This is a genomic window from Paenibacillus sp. OAE614, from assembly GCF_040546645.1.
Lineage (GTDB): Bacteria > Bacillota > Bacilli > Paenibacillales > Paenibacillaceae > Paenibacillus_AQ > Paenibacillus_AQ favisporus.
Genome location: NZ_JBEPOD010000001.1, coordinates 7,002,831 through 7,020,503 on the forward strand (window position 1 = coordinate 7,002,831; position 17,673 = coordinate 7,020,503).

The 17,673-nt window shown below is 50.9% G+C and carries 15 protein-coding genes; 10 read left to right on the forward strand and 5 right to left on the reverse strand.

Going from position 1 to position 17,673, the window contains the following annotated elements; translation table 11 throughout:
* Positions 1–63: 63 nt before the first annotated feature.
* On the reverse strand, positions 64–1,137 hold the full coding sequence (locus ABIE48_RS32075; protein ID WP_192716938.1) for a hypothetical protein: 1,074 nt from the start codon (positions 1,135–1,137) through the stop codon (positions 64–66).
* Between the two features lie 284 nt (positions 1,138–1,421).
* Here ABIE48_RS32075 and ABIE48_RS32080 point away from each other — a divergent pair, with 284 nt between their 5' ends.
* From ABIE48_RS32080 to ABIE48_RS32100, 5 genes are all read left to right on the forward strand, one after another.
* Positions 1,422–2,240, forward strand: a complete 819-nt coding sequence (locus ABIE48_RS32080; RefSeq protein ID WP_192716878.1) for a TIM barrel protein — start codon at positions 1,422–1,424, stop codon at positions 2,238–2,240.
* Positions 2,241–2,265: 25 nt separating this feature from the next.
* A complete protein-coding gene (locus ABIE48_RS32085) occupies positions 2,266–3,636 on the forward strand; it encodes an amino acid permease (RefSeq protein WP_192716877.1) in 1,371 nt (456 codons plus the stop codon).
* 79 nt (positions 3,637–3,715) lie between these two features.
* Positions 3,716–4,729 carry an SIS domain-containing protein gene (locus ABIE48_RS32090; protein WP_192716876.1) on the forward strand — a complete coding sequence of 338 codons (1,014 nt, stop codon included), beginning with the start codon at positions 3,716–3,718 and terminating at the stop codon, positions 4,727–4,729.
* A 63-nt stretch (positions 4,730–4,792) separates the two neighbouring features.
* Positions 4,793–5,575, forward strand: a complete 783-nt coding sequence (gene frlD / locus ABIE48_RS32095) for a fructoselysine 6-kinase (RefSeq protein WP_145027631.1) — start codon at positions 4,793–4,795, stop codon at positions 5,573–5,575.
* Positions 5,576–5,645: 70 nt separating this feature from the next.
* Positions 5,646–6,383 carry a GntR family transcriptional regulator gene (locus ABIE48_RS32100; RefSeq protein ID WP_145027633.1) on the forward strand — a complete coding sequence of 246 codons (738 nt, stop codon included), beginning with the start codon at positions 5,646–5,648 and terminating at the stop codon, positions 6,381–6,383.
* A 105-nt stretch (positions 6,384–6,488) separates the two neighbouring features.
* On the opposite strand, the gene ABIE48_RS32105 is transcribed toward ABIE48_RS32100, so the two are convergent.
* The gene (locus tag ABIE48_RS32105; RefSeq protein WP_145027635.1) at positions 6,489–6,980 is read right to left on the reverse strand and encodes a pyridoxamine 5'-phosphate oxidase family protein; all 492 of its coding nucleotides are present in this window, start codon (positions 6,978–6,980) and stop codon (positions 6,489–6,491) included.
* 454 nt (positions 6,981–7,434) lie between these two features.
* Between ABIE48_RS32105 and mqo the strand changes: the two genes are divergently transcribed.
* Positions 7,435–8,943, forward strand: a complete 1,509-nt coding sequence (gene mqo, locus ABIE48_RS32110) for a malate dehydrogenase (quinone) (RefSeq protein WP_192716875.1) — start codon at positions 7,435–7,437, stop codon at positions 8,941–8,943.
* Between the two features lie 198 nt (positions 8,944–9,141).
* On the opposite strand, the gene ABIE48_RS32115 is transcribed toward mqo, so the two are convergent.
* Positions 9,142–9,516, reverse strand: a complete 375-nt coding sequence (locus ABIE48_RS32115) for a hypothetical protein (RefSeq protein WP_192716874.1) — start codon at positions 9,514–9,516, stop codon at positions 9,142–9,144.
* 161 nt (positions 9,517–9,677) lie between these two features.
* Between ABIE48_RS32115 and ABIE48_RS32120 the strand changes: the two genes are divergently transcribed.
* The 4 genes from ABIE48_RS32120 (at position 9,678) to ABIE48_RS32135 (ending at position 15,181) form a co-directional block, all read left to right on the forward strand.
* The gene (locus tag ABIE48_RS32120) at positions 9,678–10,757 is read left to right on the forward strand and encodes an ankyrin repeat domain-containing protein (protein WP_192716873.1); all 1,080 of its coding nucleotides are present in this window, start codon (positions 9,678–9,680) and stop codon (positions 10,755–10,757) included.
* 310 nt (positions 10,758–11,067) lie between these two features.
* On the forward strand, positions 11,068–13,170 hold the full coding sequence (locus ABIE48_RS32125) for a TerD family protein (RefSeq protein WP_192716872.1): 2,103 nt from the start codon (positions 11,068–11,070) through the stop codon (positions 13,168–13,170).
* Between the two features lie 212 nt (positions 13,171–13,382).
* Positions 13,383–13,883, forward strand: coding sequence for a DinB family protein (locus ABIE48_RS32130; protein WP_145027644.1), 501 nt, complete (start codon positions 13,383–13,385; stop codon positions 13,881–13,883).
* Positions 13,884–14,152: 269 nt separating this feature from the next.
* Positions 14,153–15,181, forward strand: coding sequence for an SMI1/KNR4 family protein (locus ABIE48_RS32135; protein WP_192716871.1), 1,029 nt, complete (start codon positions 14,153–14,155; stop codon positions 15,179–15,181).
* A gap of 109 nt (positions 15,182–15,290) precedes the next feature.
* On the opposite strand, the gene ABIE48_RS32140 is transcribed toward ABIE48_RS32135, so the two are convergent.
* Positions 15,291–16,472 carry an MFS transporter gene (locus tag ABIE48_RS32140; RefSeq protein ID WP_192716870.1) on the reverse strand — a complete coding sequence of 394 codons (1,182 nt, stop codon included), beginning with the start codon at positions 16,470–16,472 and terminating at the stop codon, positions 15,291–15,293.
* A gap of 290 nt (positions 16,473–16,762) precedes the next feature.
* Positions 16,763–17,299, reverse strand: coding sequence for an NAD(P)H-dependent oxidoreductase (locus ABIE48_RS32145; RefSeq protein ID WP_192716868.1), 537 nt, complete (start codon positions 17,297–17,299; stop codon positions 16,763–16,765).
* Between the last annotated feature and the right edge of the window lie 374 nt (positions 17,300–17,673).

Consider the following 17,673-nt stretch of genomic DNA (forward strand, 5'->3'; position numbering starts at 1 on the left):
AACAAGCGCACTGCCTGAAAGTTTGGCAGCCTCTCATCCATGCTCATGGAAAAAGCAATTGCCTTACAAATACATTTCCCGGGCTTCTTCACCAAAAAATCCGGTTACGTCTTGATACTCGGCGATATCGATCCGGTGCTGCCGCATGATTTTCTGAATAAAAATGGCGTCCGCAAAGAGCATGTTGACGATTTTTTCGCACGCTAACGGGGTGTCCTTGAGATGATCGACCAAATCATGAATGTCATCAAACTGAAAATAGAGGATATAACAAACATAATTTTGAAGCAGCATGCGGAAGCCGTACTCTCGATACGGGTTGGTTCCGGCATCCAAGAGAGCGTCTCTCAGCAAATCAAAAAATCTTGTTTGATGTTCCGAGTGAATCCGGAGCAGCTCATCCACATCATTGATCAGCCGCAGTACGGTCTCGAAACCTTCTTCCGGAGGCATAAGCAGCCTGGATGATTTACCCTCAATCGACCTTAGCAGCTCCAGCGTGAGATGTTTACCGGCCTGAATTTCGTGAGGAGTGATTAGCAATCGATCCTTATACTTATCGTGCTTGTCGCAGTGGTAATCGTGGTATAAGGAAAAATAGTGCTCTACGCGGATACCCGTTTTCGTATGAACCAAATCCCGGCCGCGGAAAGAAAAGCCGTACAGGGTTTCCTCGTTAACCGGGTGGGCATAAAGGTAGAAAAAGAAGAAAAAGTCCCTTAGCTGCTCTTTCTGCACATCATTCAACCGGGCCGCATCTGTCAACTGTCCCAATTGAAAAAAGCAGTAATGTTTCATGAAGTCATTCATTGCACGGTAAGGATGGGGACTGGCAAAGGACGTCGTCGAATTGATCGTATACAGGAGAAAATAAAAGATCTGCTCATCGTAGACATCGAGGTCCGGAAAGTAACCAGAGAGCAGCGGGTTCCAGTCGGGGTCAGCCGTGTACCGGGGATCTTTCGGCTGTAATGCGTCTGCCCATTCCATAAACGGTTTGTCATCATGACCGGCAAAAAATAATTCGACGCTGCCATCCTCGAAAAGGCCGTATTCAAAGCCCTCCGTTTGCTCAAGCTCGAATCCTCTATTGAATTTGATGTTCAAATATTCGTTATATAGCGATTGAAGTGTCATTTGTCTGTCCCTCGGTTCCTTAATCATTCTGCTTGCATTCGCTTGCTGGCCGCTGACACGCTGCTTTAGAGGTTCGACGTGAAGCGGGCATAACCTTCTGCGAAAATCCTCAGCCTGAACGTATTCAAATGCTCGGAACCCATAAATATCCCGCAGCACCCCCTTTCTAGGACGTGTGCCACAGCGGGATTTTTTTAATTTAACGAATGGGTTGACATTATGTATTACTTAATTATAATACAAGACATAACAATTAAAAGCGCTATCATTTTGGAGGTGAAGCGATGGATCTTGCAGGCATGAATATTACTTACAGGCATTTTCCTTTTGAACACTTTCTCGATTCTATGGCGGAGCTCGGGGTGGATCGCATCGAGCTGTGGGCAGGTGAGCCGCATTTCTATGTGTATCGGGGCGGTCTCAGCCAAGTAAGGCGAATCCGTCAGGAACTTCGCTCCAGGCTGATGAAGGTGGTCTGCTATACGCCGGAACAGTGCGTGTACCCTTACAATCTGGCGGCGTCCGACCCGGATCTGCGGCAGAAGAGCGTGGATTATTTTATCGAAAATATGTACGCCGCGTTGGAATTGGACTGCAGCATGATGCTGGTCACCTCAGGGATCGGAGACTTCCATCTGCCCGAGGATCAGTCATGGACTTACGCGGCCGATTCGATCAGCAGACTGACCCGAGTGGCGGAGCAGGAAGGCGTGACGCTTGCTTTGGAGCCCTTGACCCGCTTCGAGTCGAACTTGATGACGGACGTCAAGGGAATCCGGAAATTGCTGGATGAGATAAGGTCCCCGGCGCTTCAGGGAATGATCGACTCGGTAGCCATGCATCTGGCCGGCGAAACGCCGGAGGATTATTTCTCCTTACTGCCGGACCTGTGTCATTTTCATCTGATCGACGGAGACGGAACTTCGGATGCGCATCTGGCTCTGGACGACGGGACACTGGATTGGAGAGGGTATGTCACCGACCTTCAAAGCAGGGGCTACCAAGGGACCTGCACGCTGGAGATTATGGGACACCGTTATTATCAAAACCCGCACGAGACGGTTAAGCAATCCATTCAAAAAATTAGGGAACTGGGCATCTGATCATTCGGATTGGGAGGAACTCACGATGAGTAATGGCACACTTACAAGAAAGCTGGGCTTCTGGTCAGCCTTGGCCTTAGCGGTGGGAACAACGATCGGCTCCGGAATCTTCGTCTCGACCGGGGATGTGGCAAGGGCTGCGGGTCTGCCTTCCATGTCCATCCTGGCCTGGATTATCGGCGGCGTTATTGCCATCCCGCAGGTCATGGTGCTGGCTGAGCTGTCTACTGCCTACCCGGAAAATGGAAGCGGTTACGTGTATCTGAACAAAGCGGGTTGGCGTCCGCTTGCCTTCCTGTACGGATGGGCGACGTTTTGGGCGCTCGATCCTCCGTCCATCTCGATCATGGCACTCGCGATCGTCACTTATCTGGCAAGCTTCTTCCCGTTCTTTAGCGGGATTGCGGGCAAGCTCCTGGGCATTGCCATTATTTTGTTCATTACCTCCATTCATTACCGCAGCGTAAAGGAGGGCGGCCGCTTTCAAGTCATCATCACCTTGCTCAAGATCATTCCGTTCCTTATCGTCATCGTGCTGGGATTGATGTATATGAACTATGATCACTTTTCGTATACTCCTGCGGCGGGAACGCACAGCGGCAGCTTGATCGGAGGAGTATCGGCCACAACCTGGGCGTATACGGGAATGGCGTCGATCTGCTTTATGGCTGGGGAAATCCGGAATCCGGGGAAGGTGCTGCCGAAGGCACTCATCAGCTCGGTGCTGATCGTTCTTGGTCTTTACACGCTGTTGTCCGTTTGCATTACTGGCTTAATGCCGTTTGACAAGCTGATGGGCTCCAGCGCCGCCGTGTCCGATGCGGTCAGCTACATTCCGGGGTTCTCCGGCATCGCCTCGTCCTTTGTGGCGGTCACAGCCATTATCGTCATCCTCGGCGCGTTAAGCTCATGCATCATGTTTCAGCCGCGCCTCGAGTATGCCATGGCCAAGGACGGACTGTTCTTTCAGCGCTTTGCGAAAGTCCATCCCAAGTATGAAACGCCGAGCTTCTCGATTCTGGCCCAAGTTACGTATGCCTGCATTCTCGTATTTTTCAGCGATTTAACCGCACTGCTGGGTTACTTTACACTGATTCAGCTGGTGATTAACATCCTGGACTTTGCTGCGATTTATAAGTGCCGGAAAAGAGAGGACTACAAGCCGATCTACCGCATGCCTTTCTGGAGAATCACAACGGTGCTGGCGATCTTGGGCGCAGCCTGGCTGGCGTGGGGAACCTTCACCTGGGCTCCGCTCGAGGGGATGATTGCGGCGCTGATCGTCATCGTCACCGGCCTGCCTGTCTATTACTATTGGGAAAAGAAATACGGACGCCATCGAAACCAGGAAAGCAGCCCCCCAATGATGGCCCAGCCAGCAAAAAAAGAATTGTAAGTTTAGTAATATCTGATTATAATACAAGACATAACAAATAGAGGGGCGGCAACCGCTCCAGCACAGGAGGGAACGCTACATGTTTAATTTTGACGAAGAGCTGTTTCTACGATTGGTGGAAAAGGAAGGCCTCGCTTACCGAAGCCAGATTGAGGACATCGTCGACGGGATCTGCAGCAAAGGTTACAGCAACATCTTCATGATTGGCGCGGGCGGTACCATCGCGATGATGTATCCGTATGAATATATCCTGAAATCGAGCTCCAAGATCGACGTGCACGCCGAAATCGCCGCGGAATTTCTGGTGATGAACAACAAACATTTCAGCAAGGATTCCGTGTGCATCTTCACCTCGGTATCCGGAACGACGAAGGAGACCATCGAGGCGATCGAGTACTGCAAAGAGCGGGGTGCAACGACCTTTGCCCTGGTGGCTGAGCCCGACACGCCGATCACGAAGCTGGTCGATCACTGCATTACGACCGGGTCGGAGAAGCATTCCTTCGATACGTTCTTCATGCTGCTGTACATGGTCGTATTCCGGTTCATGTATAACAATAACGAGTTCCCTCAGTATGAGCAATTCACCAAGGAAGTCGCCCTGCTGCCGCAAGCGATCCTGGATGCCGTCAAAGCGTTTGACAAGCGGGCCGAGGCCTTTGCTATTGAGCATAAAGATACGAACTACCATATGATGGTCGGCTCGGGGAACCTGTGGGGCAACACCTATTCCTATGCCATGTGCGTGCTGGAAGAGATGCAGTGGATTCCCGCCAAGTCCATCCATGCGGCTGAGTTTTTCCACGGCACCCTGGAGCTTGTCGTAGAAGATACAAGTGTCATTCTACTGAAGGGTGAGGATGAAACGAGACCGCTGGCGGACCGTGTGGAACGATTTGCCGAGAAGGTCACCAAACGGCTGACGGTGATCGACACGAAGGATTTTGCGATGGAAGGGATCAGCGATGAGTTCCGGAAGCATTTTGCCGTGAGTATCAACTGGGCGTTGCTGAGCCGGATCAGCGTCTATCTGGAACGCGAAAGAAACCATCCGCTGACTTTGAGACGATACTATCGCAAGATGGAATACTAATACGTACGGGGAGCGCTGCCCATCCCGGCAGAGCTCCTTCCTTACACGGGAAGGTGAGACAAGATGCGAATCGTTACAGTCGGAGACAATTGTATGGATGTCTACCGATCCTCAGGGAAAGCCTATCCCGGAGGAAATCCGGTAAACGTGGCCGTCTATTTGACCGAACTGGGTGCGGAGACAGCCTATATCGGCTGGGTGGGCAACGACCAGTATGGGGAGATTATGGTTCAGGCGATTCGGGACAAGGGCATAGATACGTCCAGGGTCTCGGTCCAAGAAGGCCGCACGGCGGTGACCTATGTCGATATGGTAGGCAGCGAAAGAAAGCTGGGCGATTATGAAGAAGGCGTGATGGCTGATTTTGCCTTGAACTCCGAGGATCTGCGCTTTACGGAGTCATTCCAGCTGGTGCATTCCGCGATTTGGGGTCATGCCGACTCGTATTTCGCTAGTTTTAAGGAAAAAGGACTGCTGACTTCCTTCGACTTTGCCGATAAGCTGGATCATGAGCTGGTGACGACACTGACGCCTTACGTGGACTATCCGTTCTTGTCCTATACACAGGATGACGAGCATATCCGCCGCCTCATGAGAGAGATCAAGAACCGGGGCTCCAAAATCGTCGTAGCCACGCTTGGAGAGAATGGATCCCTGGCCTACGATGGAGAACGGTTCTACAAGCACGGAATTACGGATGTTGAGGTAGTTGACACGCTGGGAGCGGGTGATTCATTTATCGCCGGATTTATATACGGCATTCTGAAAGGGCTTTCGATCGCAGCCTGCCTGGAGCAGGGCGCCAATAAAGCCGCAAAGACGATCAGCTACTTTGCTGCATGGTGACTGGACGTAGCCATCAATGTATAATAGAGAGATACAAATTTGATCATTGATGGATAAGGATGAATGTTCAATGAATTTGAATCCTTCAACCCCTCAGCCGCTGTACATGCAGATCAGGCAAATGTTGAAGAATGATATACAGCAGGGGCGCTACAAACCGGATGAGCAGATCCCGACAGAGGCCGAGCTTTGCGATATTTATAGCGTGAGCCGGATTACGATCCGCAAGGCGATCGAGGAGCTGGTCCGGGAAGGGGCGCTGACCCGGATTCCACGGCGGGGGACGTTCGTGGCCTCCAACAAATTCCATAATGAGCTGCTGTCTGTAAGCGGATTCTCCGAATTCAGCCATCAGCTTGGGATGATTCCGAATTCCCGGATTCTCAGGAGCGACGTGATCGAAGCGACCGAAGACGTGGCCAGGCATCTTCGCATCGATGCGGGCAGCCCGGTGCTGGAGCTGGAGCGGCTCATGTACGTCAATGACCGTCCGCTGTTTTACGACATCGCGCATTATTCGCTGACCCGCTTTCCCGACCTGGAGAAGAAGATTACTACGAATGAATCGACGTATAAAATTCTGTCCGACGATTACGGAACGGAAATCGTGAGCAACGATAAAGAGATCGATGTGATCGGCGCGACAAAGGAGTATGCCAAGCTGCTGGAATGCGACATCGGGGCAAATCTGTTCCGAATTTTAAAAGTGGCCTTTGACGCCAAGGATGAGCCGGTGCATCTCTCTACCTTCATGTGTGAGACCAACCGGGTCACGCTGACGGTTCACCGGGCGAAGCAGGGGCAGTAGACTTAGGGCTGAACGCTCGTGCGGACAGGGACGGGCGGAGACTGCACTGTGATCTGAAAATAAAAACGGACGCGGGTTTTAAGAACCGGCGTCCGTTTTTTTATCCTAATCCAATTCCACAGTTCGATTCATATTGGTGCCTTCGTTGCTTTTACCCATCAGTCTGCGGAACAGGAATCTGGCCATTTTGAACTTGTTGCCGGCGTCCCAGTACTCGGCCGCTTCGGCCTGCACCTTGATGAGAACAAGATTCGGATCGTCATAGTTCGTTTCCAGCAGCTTCTCATAAACGGGGTTCCACAATTCTTTCAGCTTTTCGGTGCTGTTCACCAGCTCGGCTTCACCTCGGATGGAGACAAAGGACTTCCCGGCATAGGCCACATTGACCTGCCGGTTTTGCAGCAGCTCATGGAACTTTTCGGTGTCTTTCTTGGTCAGGAACCACAGGTCGCCGTCAAATTCGATGTCCTGGGTCTTCATGGGACGCGAAACCAGCCCTTCTTCCGAAACGGTCGTCAGCATGGCCGTGTCGATGCCCTTAATCAAATCGCGTACTTTCTCGATCGCTTCTTGGTTATCCGGAGTTTGATTTGTCATTTTGTTCACCTTTTCCTAGTGTGTGTTTTTATTAGTATTACACTTATTTATACTCTGCCAAACCAAGAGAATTTGGCTGATTCCACTCCTGATTTGAATCCCTTTATGAGCAGGCCTATACTTATACCCCGAGGTTCATTGCGTCTTGACCGAGAAGGTTTTTCCGAAGCAGGCCGGGCGGCTTACCGCAGAGGAGTGGGCAAATTCATTAGATTAGGAGACTATCCCTTGACCAAAGCCGCGATTCCGGTATGCTCCCGGGCGGTGGCCTTTGGTTTTTTGTTTATTTCCGAGTTGTTCGCACGACAATCATTTAACACTCCAGAGAATAGTGCTATACTATAAATTAAGTAATCATTCATCAGAAAAGGTGGATAACCGGGTCGCACTCTGGCTTGCCTCTTGAGAGCGCCTACATCTTTTCTTCAAATACTAGCGTGTAAGGACGGTAATTATGAGCAACAGACAAACCGATACAGACGTTATCTTAATTGGTGCCGGAATCATGAGTGCGACTTTGGGGACACTGTTGAAAGAATTAGTACCGAACTGGAAAATTACAGTGTTTGAGAAGCTGGCAAGCCCGGGAGAGGAAAGCTCGAACGAATGGAACAACGCAGGAACGGGGCATGCCGCCCTGTGCGAGCTGAACTACACATCCGTAAAACCGGATGGATCCATAGATATCAGCAAAGCGATTAGCGTCAACGAGCAATTTCAGGTTTCCATGCAGTTCTGGTCTTATCTTGTCAAAAGTAATTTGATTCGCAATCCGCAGGACTTTATTATGCCGCTCCCCCATATGAGTATGGTTCAGGGGAAAGAAGACGTGGCATTTTTGAAGAGACGTTTTGAGACGATGTCCAAAAACCCGCTGTTTCAAGGGATGGAATTCTCCGACGATCCGAAAAAATTGATGGAATGGATTCCGCTCATTATGAAGGACCGGACCTCGGATGAACCGATCGCGGCTACCAAAATGGACTCGGGAACGGACGTCAACTTTGGCGCTTTAACGCGTATGCTGTTTGAGCACTTGAAGAGCAAAGACGTTGGTATTCATTACAAGCACAGTGTGGACGATATTAAACGCACCAGCGATGGCGAGTGGGAATTGAAAATACGCAATTTAAGCAGCGGCAGCGTCGAGCGCCATACGGCGAAGTTCGTCTTTATCGGCGGTGGCGGCGGAAGCCTTCCGCTCCTTCAGAAATCCGGCATCCCGGAAGGAAAGCATATCGGCGGATTCCCGATCAGCGGACTCTTTATGGTGTGCAACAATCCGGAAGTGGTAGCGCAGCACCATGCCAAGGTGTACGGCAAGGCCAAAGTAGGTGCGCCGCCGATGTCGGTTCCTCATTTGGACACCCGTTTTATCGACAATCAGAAGTCGCTGCTCTTTGGGCCGTTTGCGGGCTTTTCGCCAAAGTTCCTGAAGACCGGTTCCATGTTCGATTTACTGGGTTCGGTCAAGCCGAACAACGTGCTCACGATGCTGGCTGCAGGCGCCAAAAACCTGTCGCTGACCAAGTACCTGATCCAGCAGGTGATGCTGTCGAAGGAAAAACGGATGGAAGAGCTGCGTGAGTTCATCCCGAACGCCAAGAGCGAGGATTGGGATATGCTGGTGGCCGGCCAGCGCGTGCAGGTCATCAAAGATACGGAAGCTGGCGGCAAGGGCACGCTTCAGTTCGGTACGGAAGTCGTGACCGCCTCGGACGGATCCATCGCTGCCTTGCTGGGGGCCTCTCCGGGGGCCTCCACCGCCGTTTCCGTCATGCTCGAGGTCATCGAAAAATGCTTCCCTCAGCATGCGAAGGCGTGGGAGCCGAAGATTCGGGAAATGATTCCGTCTTATGGCGCGCCTTTGATGAAAAATCCGGGGCTGATCCGCGAAATTCATACGTCGACGGCACGCACGCTCGGTCTCAACCGTGGATTGCATTCGGCCAACGTGATGTAAATATAGCGATATATGATAAGAAAAACGTCTATCGACGTACCTTCAAAGAAGACAGACCGCGTTTAACTGAAGTTTTTCTTGCGATTATAGAATGGTTCAGCTTCGCTGAAATTTATAAATTCTATAATCTTAAATAAAATGGCCTTCACCCTGAGCTTCAAGGGATGAGGGCCGTTTTGCATTTGCAGAGGACACCGGTCAAGGTACGTAAGCACCGACGACTTCAAACTTTGGCTCGCCTGCGATCGTCATATACTTCACTTCAACGACGCAGCTTTTCTGAAAGGAGGGTATATTTACGATCGGGATAAATGTTTTTACGACGGTGTGAAGAGATTCGCCATCCGGCTTGGTGACGGTTAAATCAAGCAGAACCTCCGGTTGATTATCGAGCTGCGCATTCGTTTGCTGAATGGAATGGATGACGGCTTGCGCGGATGTGCCGTTTGTGAGGATGGTTTTGCGCTGCGATAGCCCTTTACGTTGACGGGTTACCGTTCTGATGGCAAAAGTGACCGTCAGTGAGGCGGTAAGTAACGAAAAGATAATGATGATCATAACAATCGTCGTCAATGGCATGCACCTCGTTTCCATTTTTAATATAATTCAGGTAAATGACCCCAAGTGATATATATTAAGCTTAATGCAGCTAAGGGGGATCCGTCTACGAATTTACAAATAAATGATCTACATAGATGGAACTAAGTTTGATTACGGTCAGGGGAGAGGAAACCATGTTTCAGTTGAAAGATATTGGGAAATTCGAGGAGCTTCCAGAAATCGCAGTGCACATCTATCAAGGGAATATTCCGGCTTTGCGGGATGCTCTCGCGGAGGGTTGGGATATTGAGGAGGGTATCGTACTTAGCCGGTATACCGTGTTAAGTCCGCTTGACCTTGCCGTGATCGCGGAACGGCTGGATGTCGTTAAGCTGCTGGTAGAGCACGGCGTCAATCTCAATGACGCACAGAGTCCGGCTTTTTTGCGGGCTGTCCGTTATGGAAAAGAGGAGATGGTGCGCTACATCGCCGAGCAGGGTGCCAGAATGGACATGCTTAATCCAGTGGGCTCCGGAGCGTATTCGCAGGCCTACTATGGCAACAAAAGCAACATCCCGCTCATTCAGGAGCTGGGCCTCGATATTAAGCTGCACGGCGGGGCTGTACTTCGCCAGGCGGTGTCCGATCATGACTATAAGACCCTCAATTACTTGCTCGATCAGGGGGTGGACATCAACTACAACCAGCCGGATCAAGTCTATCCTTACGAAGCGACGCCGTTAACCGTGGCCGCGCGCATGGGGAATTTCGACATGGTCAAGTTTTTGGTCGAGCGGGGCGCGGATATGACGTTAGCGGAAAAGGACGGTGAACGGCCGTATACGATCGCCGTCAGCCAAAAGAACGCAGTCCTGGCCGATTATTTAAAATCGCTGGAACCGCCGGAATTTCATGACGTGGCGAATAAGAAGTATGAACTGAGAGCGTATAAATTACCGGAGGAGCTGGTCGATCTGTTAACCGGTGACCGTCTGCGCCTTGAGTTAGCCCCCAATGAGTACGATATCCGGCATATCGACTTCTTCACATTGACCGACACGATCCCGATCAAGGTCGGGCGGCAGAAGCTGCTGCGCCTATCGGCAGATATAGACAACTATTCCGATCTTCAGCTCATGTGGAATCCGAAGAAAAAAGGATGGATCGGCTGCTATGACGTCGAGCATGACAACTACTCGGACCTGTGCCGTTTGGGAGAGTTCCTCGAGCAGCCCGTTACGTATCTTATTCGTTTTCTGGAGGGTGAGCTGTAGAAACTGGAATGGTGCCTGAGGATGATCCGGACGAATCTGGATGATTTTTCGTATATCGTAATACTTTCGCCCTGTTGGCGCGCTGCGGAGTATGGGAAGATGGGGACATCAAAGGCTCGGGTTCAGCAAAACCCGAAGCCCTTGACCTTCAGGCTATGGCGGTCCTTCCTTCTAACTTCATTTGGCGAACATAGGGCCGCCGCTTCCCTGAAGGATTCCGATTCAGAGAGGAGGCGTCCAGGCTATCATGCTCCTTCCTTCTTTAACCTTTATGAAAAATTAGGGGCATGGGTTTCCTGGAATCTTTAATATGAATATCAATACCATCTACTTACGAAGAGCCAATCATCTGATTGTGGAACAAGGGCAGGGGGGCGAGCCGCTCCTGAAGGGCTATTTGGCATCCGCCCTGAAAAATATCGAAGCGCTGGGATATACGTTTTCGCATGCGCTGCTGCGGGCGGTAAAGGACTTATCTAAAGTGCAGTTTGAAGCATTATACCAACAACTGGTTGCGGATTTACAGGTTATGGTCGGGGCTCACGTGAAGTTTAAACCGATGTACCCGGATTTTCCAATGCAGATCATGGAGCATAGCGACGCCGAGCTGTATCTGAATGCGATTTATCATTACCTGACGTTGGATGTACCGGCGTATGGGCATGCGGACCGGCTGCCCTTGGAGGATGTAGGTAACCTGAAAGTGATTGGTTTGGGGAGCCGTGCGGAATTCATGAGCCTGATCTCCCGGTTGATTCAAGCCAAAGGCTCCATCTCCGATCGTGACAAACAGGATATTGATGACGTCATTGCGTTTACCGGTGCGGATGATATGGAAATGCTTCTTCCGGACGACATCCCGTTCAAGGAAAACGCGGGGTTCGTCGCAGCATCCTTGATGAAGCATGACAAAGCCAATCTGGAGCAGATCGGACGGTACTTTCGGACAGCGACCGATGTCCTTCGGCTGGCAGCCGCATGGTCGGACGGCGACGTCAGTCTGGCCGAGGCGACGCGCTTCCGCAAATTCAAACGGCGCGAGCGACGGCTGCTGCTGGGGCTGCTCGAGAAGTGCCCATCCATCACGGAAGATATGCTGCGGTACAAGGAGCGCTGGATTCGGCTGGGTGAAATTCTGCATCCTTCCGAATATAAGCATCGCTTTCGGCGGTGCGAGGAAGCCTTTGACGTCCTGCGCAACGACAAGCCGTTCACGACCTTTAACGGAAGTGTGGAGCTGGCCTTCCAATTCCGGAACGTCTGGACGCTGATCGATCTCCTGATGCAGCGCCCGGGCGAACTGGCGAGAAGGCTCGATCATCTGCTCCGGTCCACCGAGCATACGGAGTATGTCGTGCTGGCCTTTGGCGAGGTGGTTAAGGAAGTGTCGACGCCGGTGCTGCTGCAGGTGAAGAACCATTTTGCCCGCCGCCGGGAACGGCAGCAGTTGCGCGTCTTTTTTCCAAAAGGGAATGTCGCCAAAGCGTTTGCCCTTCGGAACAACCTTCCCGAGATTGACGAGGAGGCATGCCAGGACATCGTACAGCTATGCGAGCAGGCGCTGATCGGGCGCTTTTCTGCCCTGCCGCCGCTCGGGAAGGTGTATGTCGATAAGCGGCTCGAAAGCTACCTCGTGCCGTTCTCCGGGCGCTCTGCGAGCAAAGCGCTGCATACGATCGTACGCGGCAGCCGGGTGCCAATGGCGGAAGGAGATACGATCCGGTTCTTCAGCTGGTGGAAAGAGGGCCTGGTGGATGGCAAGTCGACGGGCCGCGTGGACATCGACCTGTCCGCCGTAATGTACGACCGCGACTGGCAGTATGTGGAGCATATTTCGTATACGAACTTACGGTCGTCCAAGTACCGGGCTGTGCACAGCGGAGATATCGTAACGGCCCCTCAAGGCGCGTGCGAGTTTATCGATCTGCACATTCCTTCCATCGTCGATTATGGCGGACGGTATATTGTGGCGACGCTGCATTCGTTCACAAGCCAGCCGTATTGCGATTTGCCGGAGTGCTTTACGGGCTGGATGATGCGGAAGAAGCCCGGGTCCGGCGAAATTTTTGAGCCTGGTACGGTTGCGAACAAAATCGATGTCACCGCCGATACGCAGATTGCCATCCCCGTAATCTTGGATCTGGTGGAACGCACGGTGATCTGGACGGACCTGTCTTTGACCCGGCATCCGTACTACTACAACAACGTCGAGGGGAACCAAAAAGGAATGGTCCTGATGGGCAAAGCGATGACGACTTTGCGGAAACCGGATCTGTATGATCTGTTCATGCTCCATGCCAAGGCCCGCGGGGTGCTGACCGAAACTCCGGGGGAGGCCGATGCGTTGTTCTCTGTGGAGCAAGGGGTAACTCCTTATGATATCGAGGAAATTATGGCGGAATATATGGTATAGATTCGGATATACCGAAAAACGTAAAGGAGATTAACCGATAACCGACTCATGGCGATCATGCGTCGGTTTTTTGCGTTCGTGATTTTTTTTAATAAAATTCGCAACTATGACAAACCCTGTCACCAATATGGGCTAAGATGGACGTATGAAAGGCCGAAAGGAAGCAGAGGCTGGTCGTAAGAAACTTTAACCATCAAAAGGAGGAAGATGTGATGTATGTGACGGTACAGGATTTTATTAAGGAATGGAACAAGGAAGCCGAATTGACGCAGGGGGTTCTGGATGCGCTGACGGATGAATCGCTGGGGCAGCAGGTCTATCCGGAAGGACGGACTTTGGGCAGGATCGCCTGGCATTTTGTCTCGAACATCCCCGACTATTTGAATGAATTCGGCATCAAGATGGATAAGGTCGCAAATCCGGGCGAAGTCCCTTCCGCTAAAGAGATTGCGGATACCTTCCGGACGGTCAGCTCGGCAGCCGCCAAGGCACTGGAAGAGCAGTGGACCGACGAATCTCTTAGCAAGGAACAGAATGCTTTTGGGCGAATGGAATCCAATGCCTCCATCCTGATGGGGTTGATCAAGCATATTGCGCATCATCGGGGTCAAGCAACGGTCCTGATGCGTCAAGCGGGACTGGGCATACCGGCCGTCTACGGGCCATCGAAGGAAGGATGGGTGAAGCTGGGGGTACAGCAGCCGCCGCTGTAAAATCATTGGGCGCCATTTTACCATTGTGAATGACAAAATTGTATTGACGGACCTACAGTCGGTATGTAGAATGCATTCAAACATACCTTCGGTAGGTTTTTTGTATGGGATGAGAACCTCGACAACAAATCATGGCCGAAACCCGTGTCTAACATCATAGACGCTTTTTTCATAAATGCTATGCAACTCCTCGATGCTGCCGCGGCCTGGAGAACCGCCTTCGGAAAATGCTATAATCACAGCAAGAGTATATCGCAGGGGGAATGAGGATGAGCGAGGATCTGTTGGAACAGCTGGAGACATGGCATGAAGAGGATGAATACGAACGCATCGTAGAGGCGGTAACGGAAATTCCCGCGGAGGAGCGGAATTATGAGCTGGTCGGCCATTTGGGCCGGGCGCTGAACAATCTGGAGCGCTACGAGGAGGCGGTGCAGCAGTTTCTGACCGTTGCCGAGGAAGGTGCGGATGATCCGCTCTGGCATTACCGGATTGGACTGGCCTACTATTACCTGGAGCAGTACGATGACGCCGAGCGGGAGTTTACCCGTGCCGATGAGCTGGAGCCGGGGGATGAGGATACCCTGGAGTTTCTGGAATGGATCCGTGCCAAGAAGGCCGGGGAATTCGAGGAAGAGACGGATGATCATTTGGATTCAGATGACTCGGCGGAAGACAATAGCGGCTTGGATGAAGCCGGGGAAACCGATGAAACGGACGGTGCCGCGGCGGCCGTGGCTTCGGTGAATGCCATCCCATCGGACGAAGCCAATTTAGATGTGCAGTATGGCTCGCCAAATGAGGGTTTCGATATCAACAACTTATGGAACGACGCCGATCCCGATTCGGAATCGTATGTTTCGGCTCCGCCGACAGATGACCTGATCGATTCCGTTCAGGAGGAACTGGTGTTCAAGCTTCCGGCGTTTTATGTACAGATGATGAGAATACATAACGGGGGCATTCCCCTCAGCCGGTATTTCCCGCTGGGTGAAGCCGCAGATGGAGCACCAGGCGGAGTCCGGATTAACGGCATGTTCGGCATCGGCCGGGACAAGGCCAAGTCGCTCTGCGGGGCCTCCGGCAGCCGGTCCATCATAGAGAACGGAGGTTATCCGGAGTTCGGCGTCGTCATTTGCGACTGCCCGCAGGAGTCCGGTGTGGTCATGCTGGATTACCGCGGCTCCGGCAACGACGGAGAGCCCGAGGTTATGCATGTGGAGCAGGCAAACGGGCGTAAGATCACCCGGCTCGCGCCGGATTTCGAAGCCTTTGTTCGCGGACTGATCAACGCCTAGTGCTCAGAGGCAGTTAAGGCATTGTGAGCGTGTGAGCGGATAAAACATTTATTAAGGCGGTCGCGTTTCCCTAAGGATTTAGGCACGACCGCCTTCAGCTATTTTTGTGTTATTCTGTTTGACTGACCAGAGAACGGTTATTGACTGTTGAGGTAACCGTAAGAAGAATGAGCACCAAAGCGAACGAGAACGTCCCGAGCCACATCGCGCCGGTTACATTGGTCGTATCGACTACCAAACCGCCTATTAAAGCTCCCAAGCTGACAGACAACTGATAAATACCTACATAGATCGGACCCATGGCATCTATAGCATTTCCAGCGGTTGAATAAACCAAAAGCTGCAGTCCCAAGGGAGCCATTCCCCAGGCAATCGCCCAAATTAAGAAAGCTATGATGGAAATCACAACGTTATGTCCAAAAAGTGATATGCCCAGTAATGAAATTAAGAAGATAGATACTGTTCCCACTAACAAACCCTTGAGGCTGCGTCCAGCTATGAAACCAGCCACAAAATTGCTTAGGAAGGAAACAATCCCGTAGACGAGCAGTACAGCACTGAGCAGATTCGGGCCGATTCCAGTCACTTGCTGGAAAAAGGGTGTTATATACGTGTAGGCTGCAAATTGACCACCCACAGCGAGAATCGCAATAACAAAGACCATTATTACCTTCTTCATTTTCAAAAGTTTCAAGTAATCTCTTCCACGAACCCCCTGTTCCATCGGAATTCTCGGAAGCAGTATGAGCTGGATGATAAAAACAACAATCGCAAGTATGCATCCTACTATGAAAACGATTCTCAAATCAAAATGTGCAGCCATAAAAGACGCTAATGGAACACTTATGACCGTGCCAATCCCAAATCCTCCGAGGACAATCGAGGTTGCTTTTGCTACCTTCTCTTGCGGAACTAACTTAGCTTGGGCAGTCATAGCCACAGCCCAGAATCCTCCAACGCTTATTCCAAGGATGATTCGCGCAACGACTAGCACAAAGAAATGGGTTGTAATCATCGAAAGTACATTAGATACAATAAGCAGCAACGACAATCCGAGGACCACCACCCGTCGATCCAGACGTCCGATCGCTATCGTAAGAATCGGACCGGCAAGGGCCGCCAATATAGAAGTTGACGTCACTGTTATACCGGCAGTACCCTCCGATACATCAAAACTTCGGCTAATTTCATAAAGTAGGCCAACCGGCAAAAACTCAGCAAGAGAAATGGAGAAAGCACCTAATGTAATTGCAATAATAGCAAGCCATGGATTTCTATTTATAGTACCCAATGTCAATCATCTCCCTGTTACATTTATTTGCATGTATGAATCTGCGGCGAAAGAGAGATCATTAACAATTAGACTGGCGTCGACCTTTGTTAATCCATTGGTAAACTGTTCCGCCGGCGAAATTCGATAGCCAATGGCAAACAGTTTCTACTTTCAGATCTATCTTACGAATGCCGAGGTTCAAGCGAACCTCGGTATTCGTGACTTCCGGCAATTGTTTCAGAGCGGTATGCAGACTGGCATTTCCATTCTGCACCACGGACAAATCTTATCGATGTAAACGTCAATAATTACTTGTTTCGTACAACCAAAGGCTTAACCGTCGTAATATGCCGTACATAATCTTTGCTGCTTTGTTCCAAGCGAGTTAAATCCAACGTGTTGTACGCAAAGTGAGGCAGGTACTCGGCGCTGATATAGTTGGCAAGGGCTTGGATGGGAACCAAAATCTCTTCCAGCGTGAAGCGGTTGGAACCGGTCGGTTGATACGCATCCTCAGGAGCGCCATACGAGAACGCGGCCCCGATTTCTTTGCCGGTTGTCTTCGTCCCTTCCGGACCGTATGCCCAGTTGTACAGAAGCACGTCTTCGAACCATTTTTTCAGTAGCGGCGGCACACTGTACCAATAAAGCGGGTATTGGAAAATAATCCGGTCATGGGCTGAGACTAGTTGCTGCTCCCGTTGGACATCAATGTTCAAGTCAGGATATTCTTTGTACAATTCATGAATTGTGATCTCATCATGTTTTTTTAATTCGTTTACCCATGCTTTATTCCAGACGGACGATTCGATATTCGGGTGCGTAACGATGACTAATATTTTCATGTGATTTGCTCCATTCATCGAGTAAGTTTAGTTGTTTTTCAAAAATGCCGCGTTTGGCATAAAGATGGCTTACCTGCTTCACACAAGAGCGGCCCACCGGCTTCACTTTGATCTATTCCGGATTGTTAAGGAAGAGTAGACAAGGTCAAATTGTGTTGCAACATCTCCAGGACATAATGAAAACGATAACGGGCTTCATCTCAAACTTCCCCAATAACGAACGTGCCGTTGGCTAAGTCTTCTGTTTGAAGATGTATAAGCTATCCGGTTACATCGTTTCCTCGTCTCTTATATGGACTCATACGGCATGACTTGCCGTGAAACTGTTTTCTCAAATTCTGTACCTACTTGTCGGTACAGAATCGGCAAACAAA

Coding starts and splice junctions, on each gene's coding strand:
- ABIE48_RS32145 (WP_192716868.1), bottom strand. CDS start 17,299: ATGAAAATATTAGTCATCGTTACGCACCCGAATATCGAATCGTCCGTC.
- ABIE48_RS32080 (WP_192716878.1), top strand. CDS start 1,422: ATGGATCTTGCAGGCATGAATATTACTTACAGGCATTTTCCTTTTGAA.
- ABIE48_RS32130 (WP_145027644.1), top strand. CDS start 13,383: ATGTATGTGACGGTACAGGATTTTATTAAGGAATGGAACAAGGAAGCC.
- mqo (WP_192716875.1), top strand. CDS start 7,435: ATGAGCAACAGACAAACCGATACAGACGTTATCTTAATTGGTGCCGGA.
- ABIE48_RS32120 (WP_192716873.1), top strand. CDS start 9,678: ATGTTTCAGTTGAAAGATATTGGGAAATTCGAGGAGCTTCCAGAAATC.
- ABIE48_RS32105 (WP_145027635.1), bottom strand. CDS start 6,980: ATGACAAATCAAACTCCGGATAACCAAGAAGCGATCGAGAAAGTACGC.
- frlD (WP_145027631.1), top strand. CDS start 4,793: ATGCGAATCGTTACAGTCGGAGACAATTGTATGGATGTCTACCGATCC.
- ABIE48_RS32100 (WP_145027633.1), top strand. CDS start 5,646: ATGAATTTGAATCCTTCAACCCCTCAGCCGCTGTACATGCAGATCAGG.
- ABIE48_RS32135 (WP_192716871.1), top strand. CDS start 14,153: ATGAGCGAGGATCTGTTGGAACAGCTGGAGACATGGCATGAAGAGGAT.
- ABIE48_RS32125 (WP_192716872.1), top strand. CDS start 11,068: ATGAATATCAATACCATCTACTTACGAAGAGCCAATCATCTGATTGTG.
- ABIE48_RS32090 (WP_192716876.1), top strand. CDS start 3,716: ATGTTTAATTTTGACGAAGAGCTGTTTCTACGATTGGTGGAAAAGGAA.
- ABIE48_RS32085 (WP_192716877.1), top strand. CDS start 2,266: ATGAGTAATGGCACACTTACAAGAAAGCTGGGCTTCTGGTCAGCCTTG.
- ABIE48_RS32075 (WP_192716938.1), bottom strand. CDS start 1,137: ATGACACTTCAATCGCTATATAACGAATATTTGAACATCAAATTCAAT.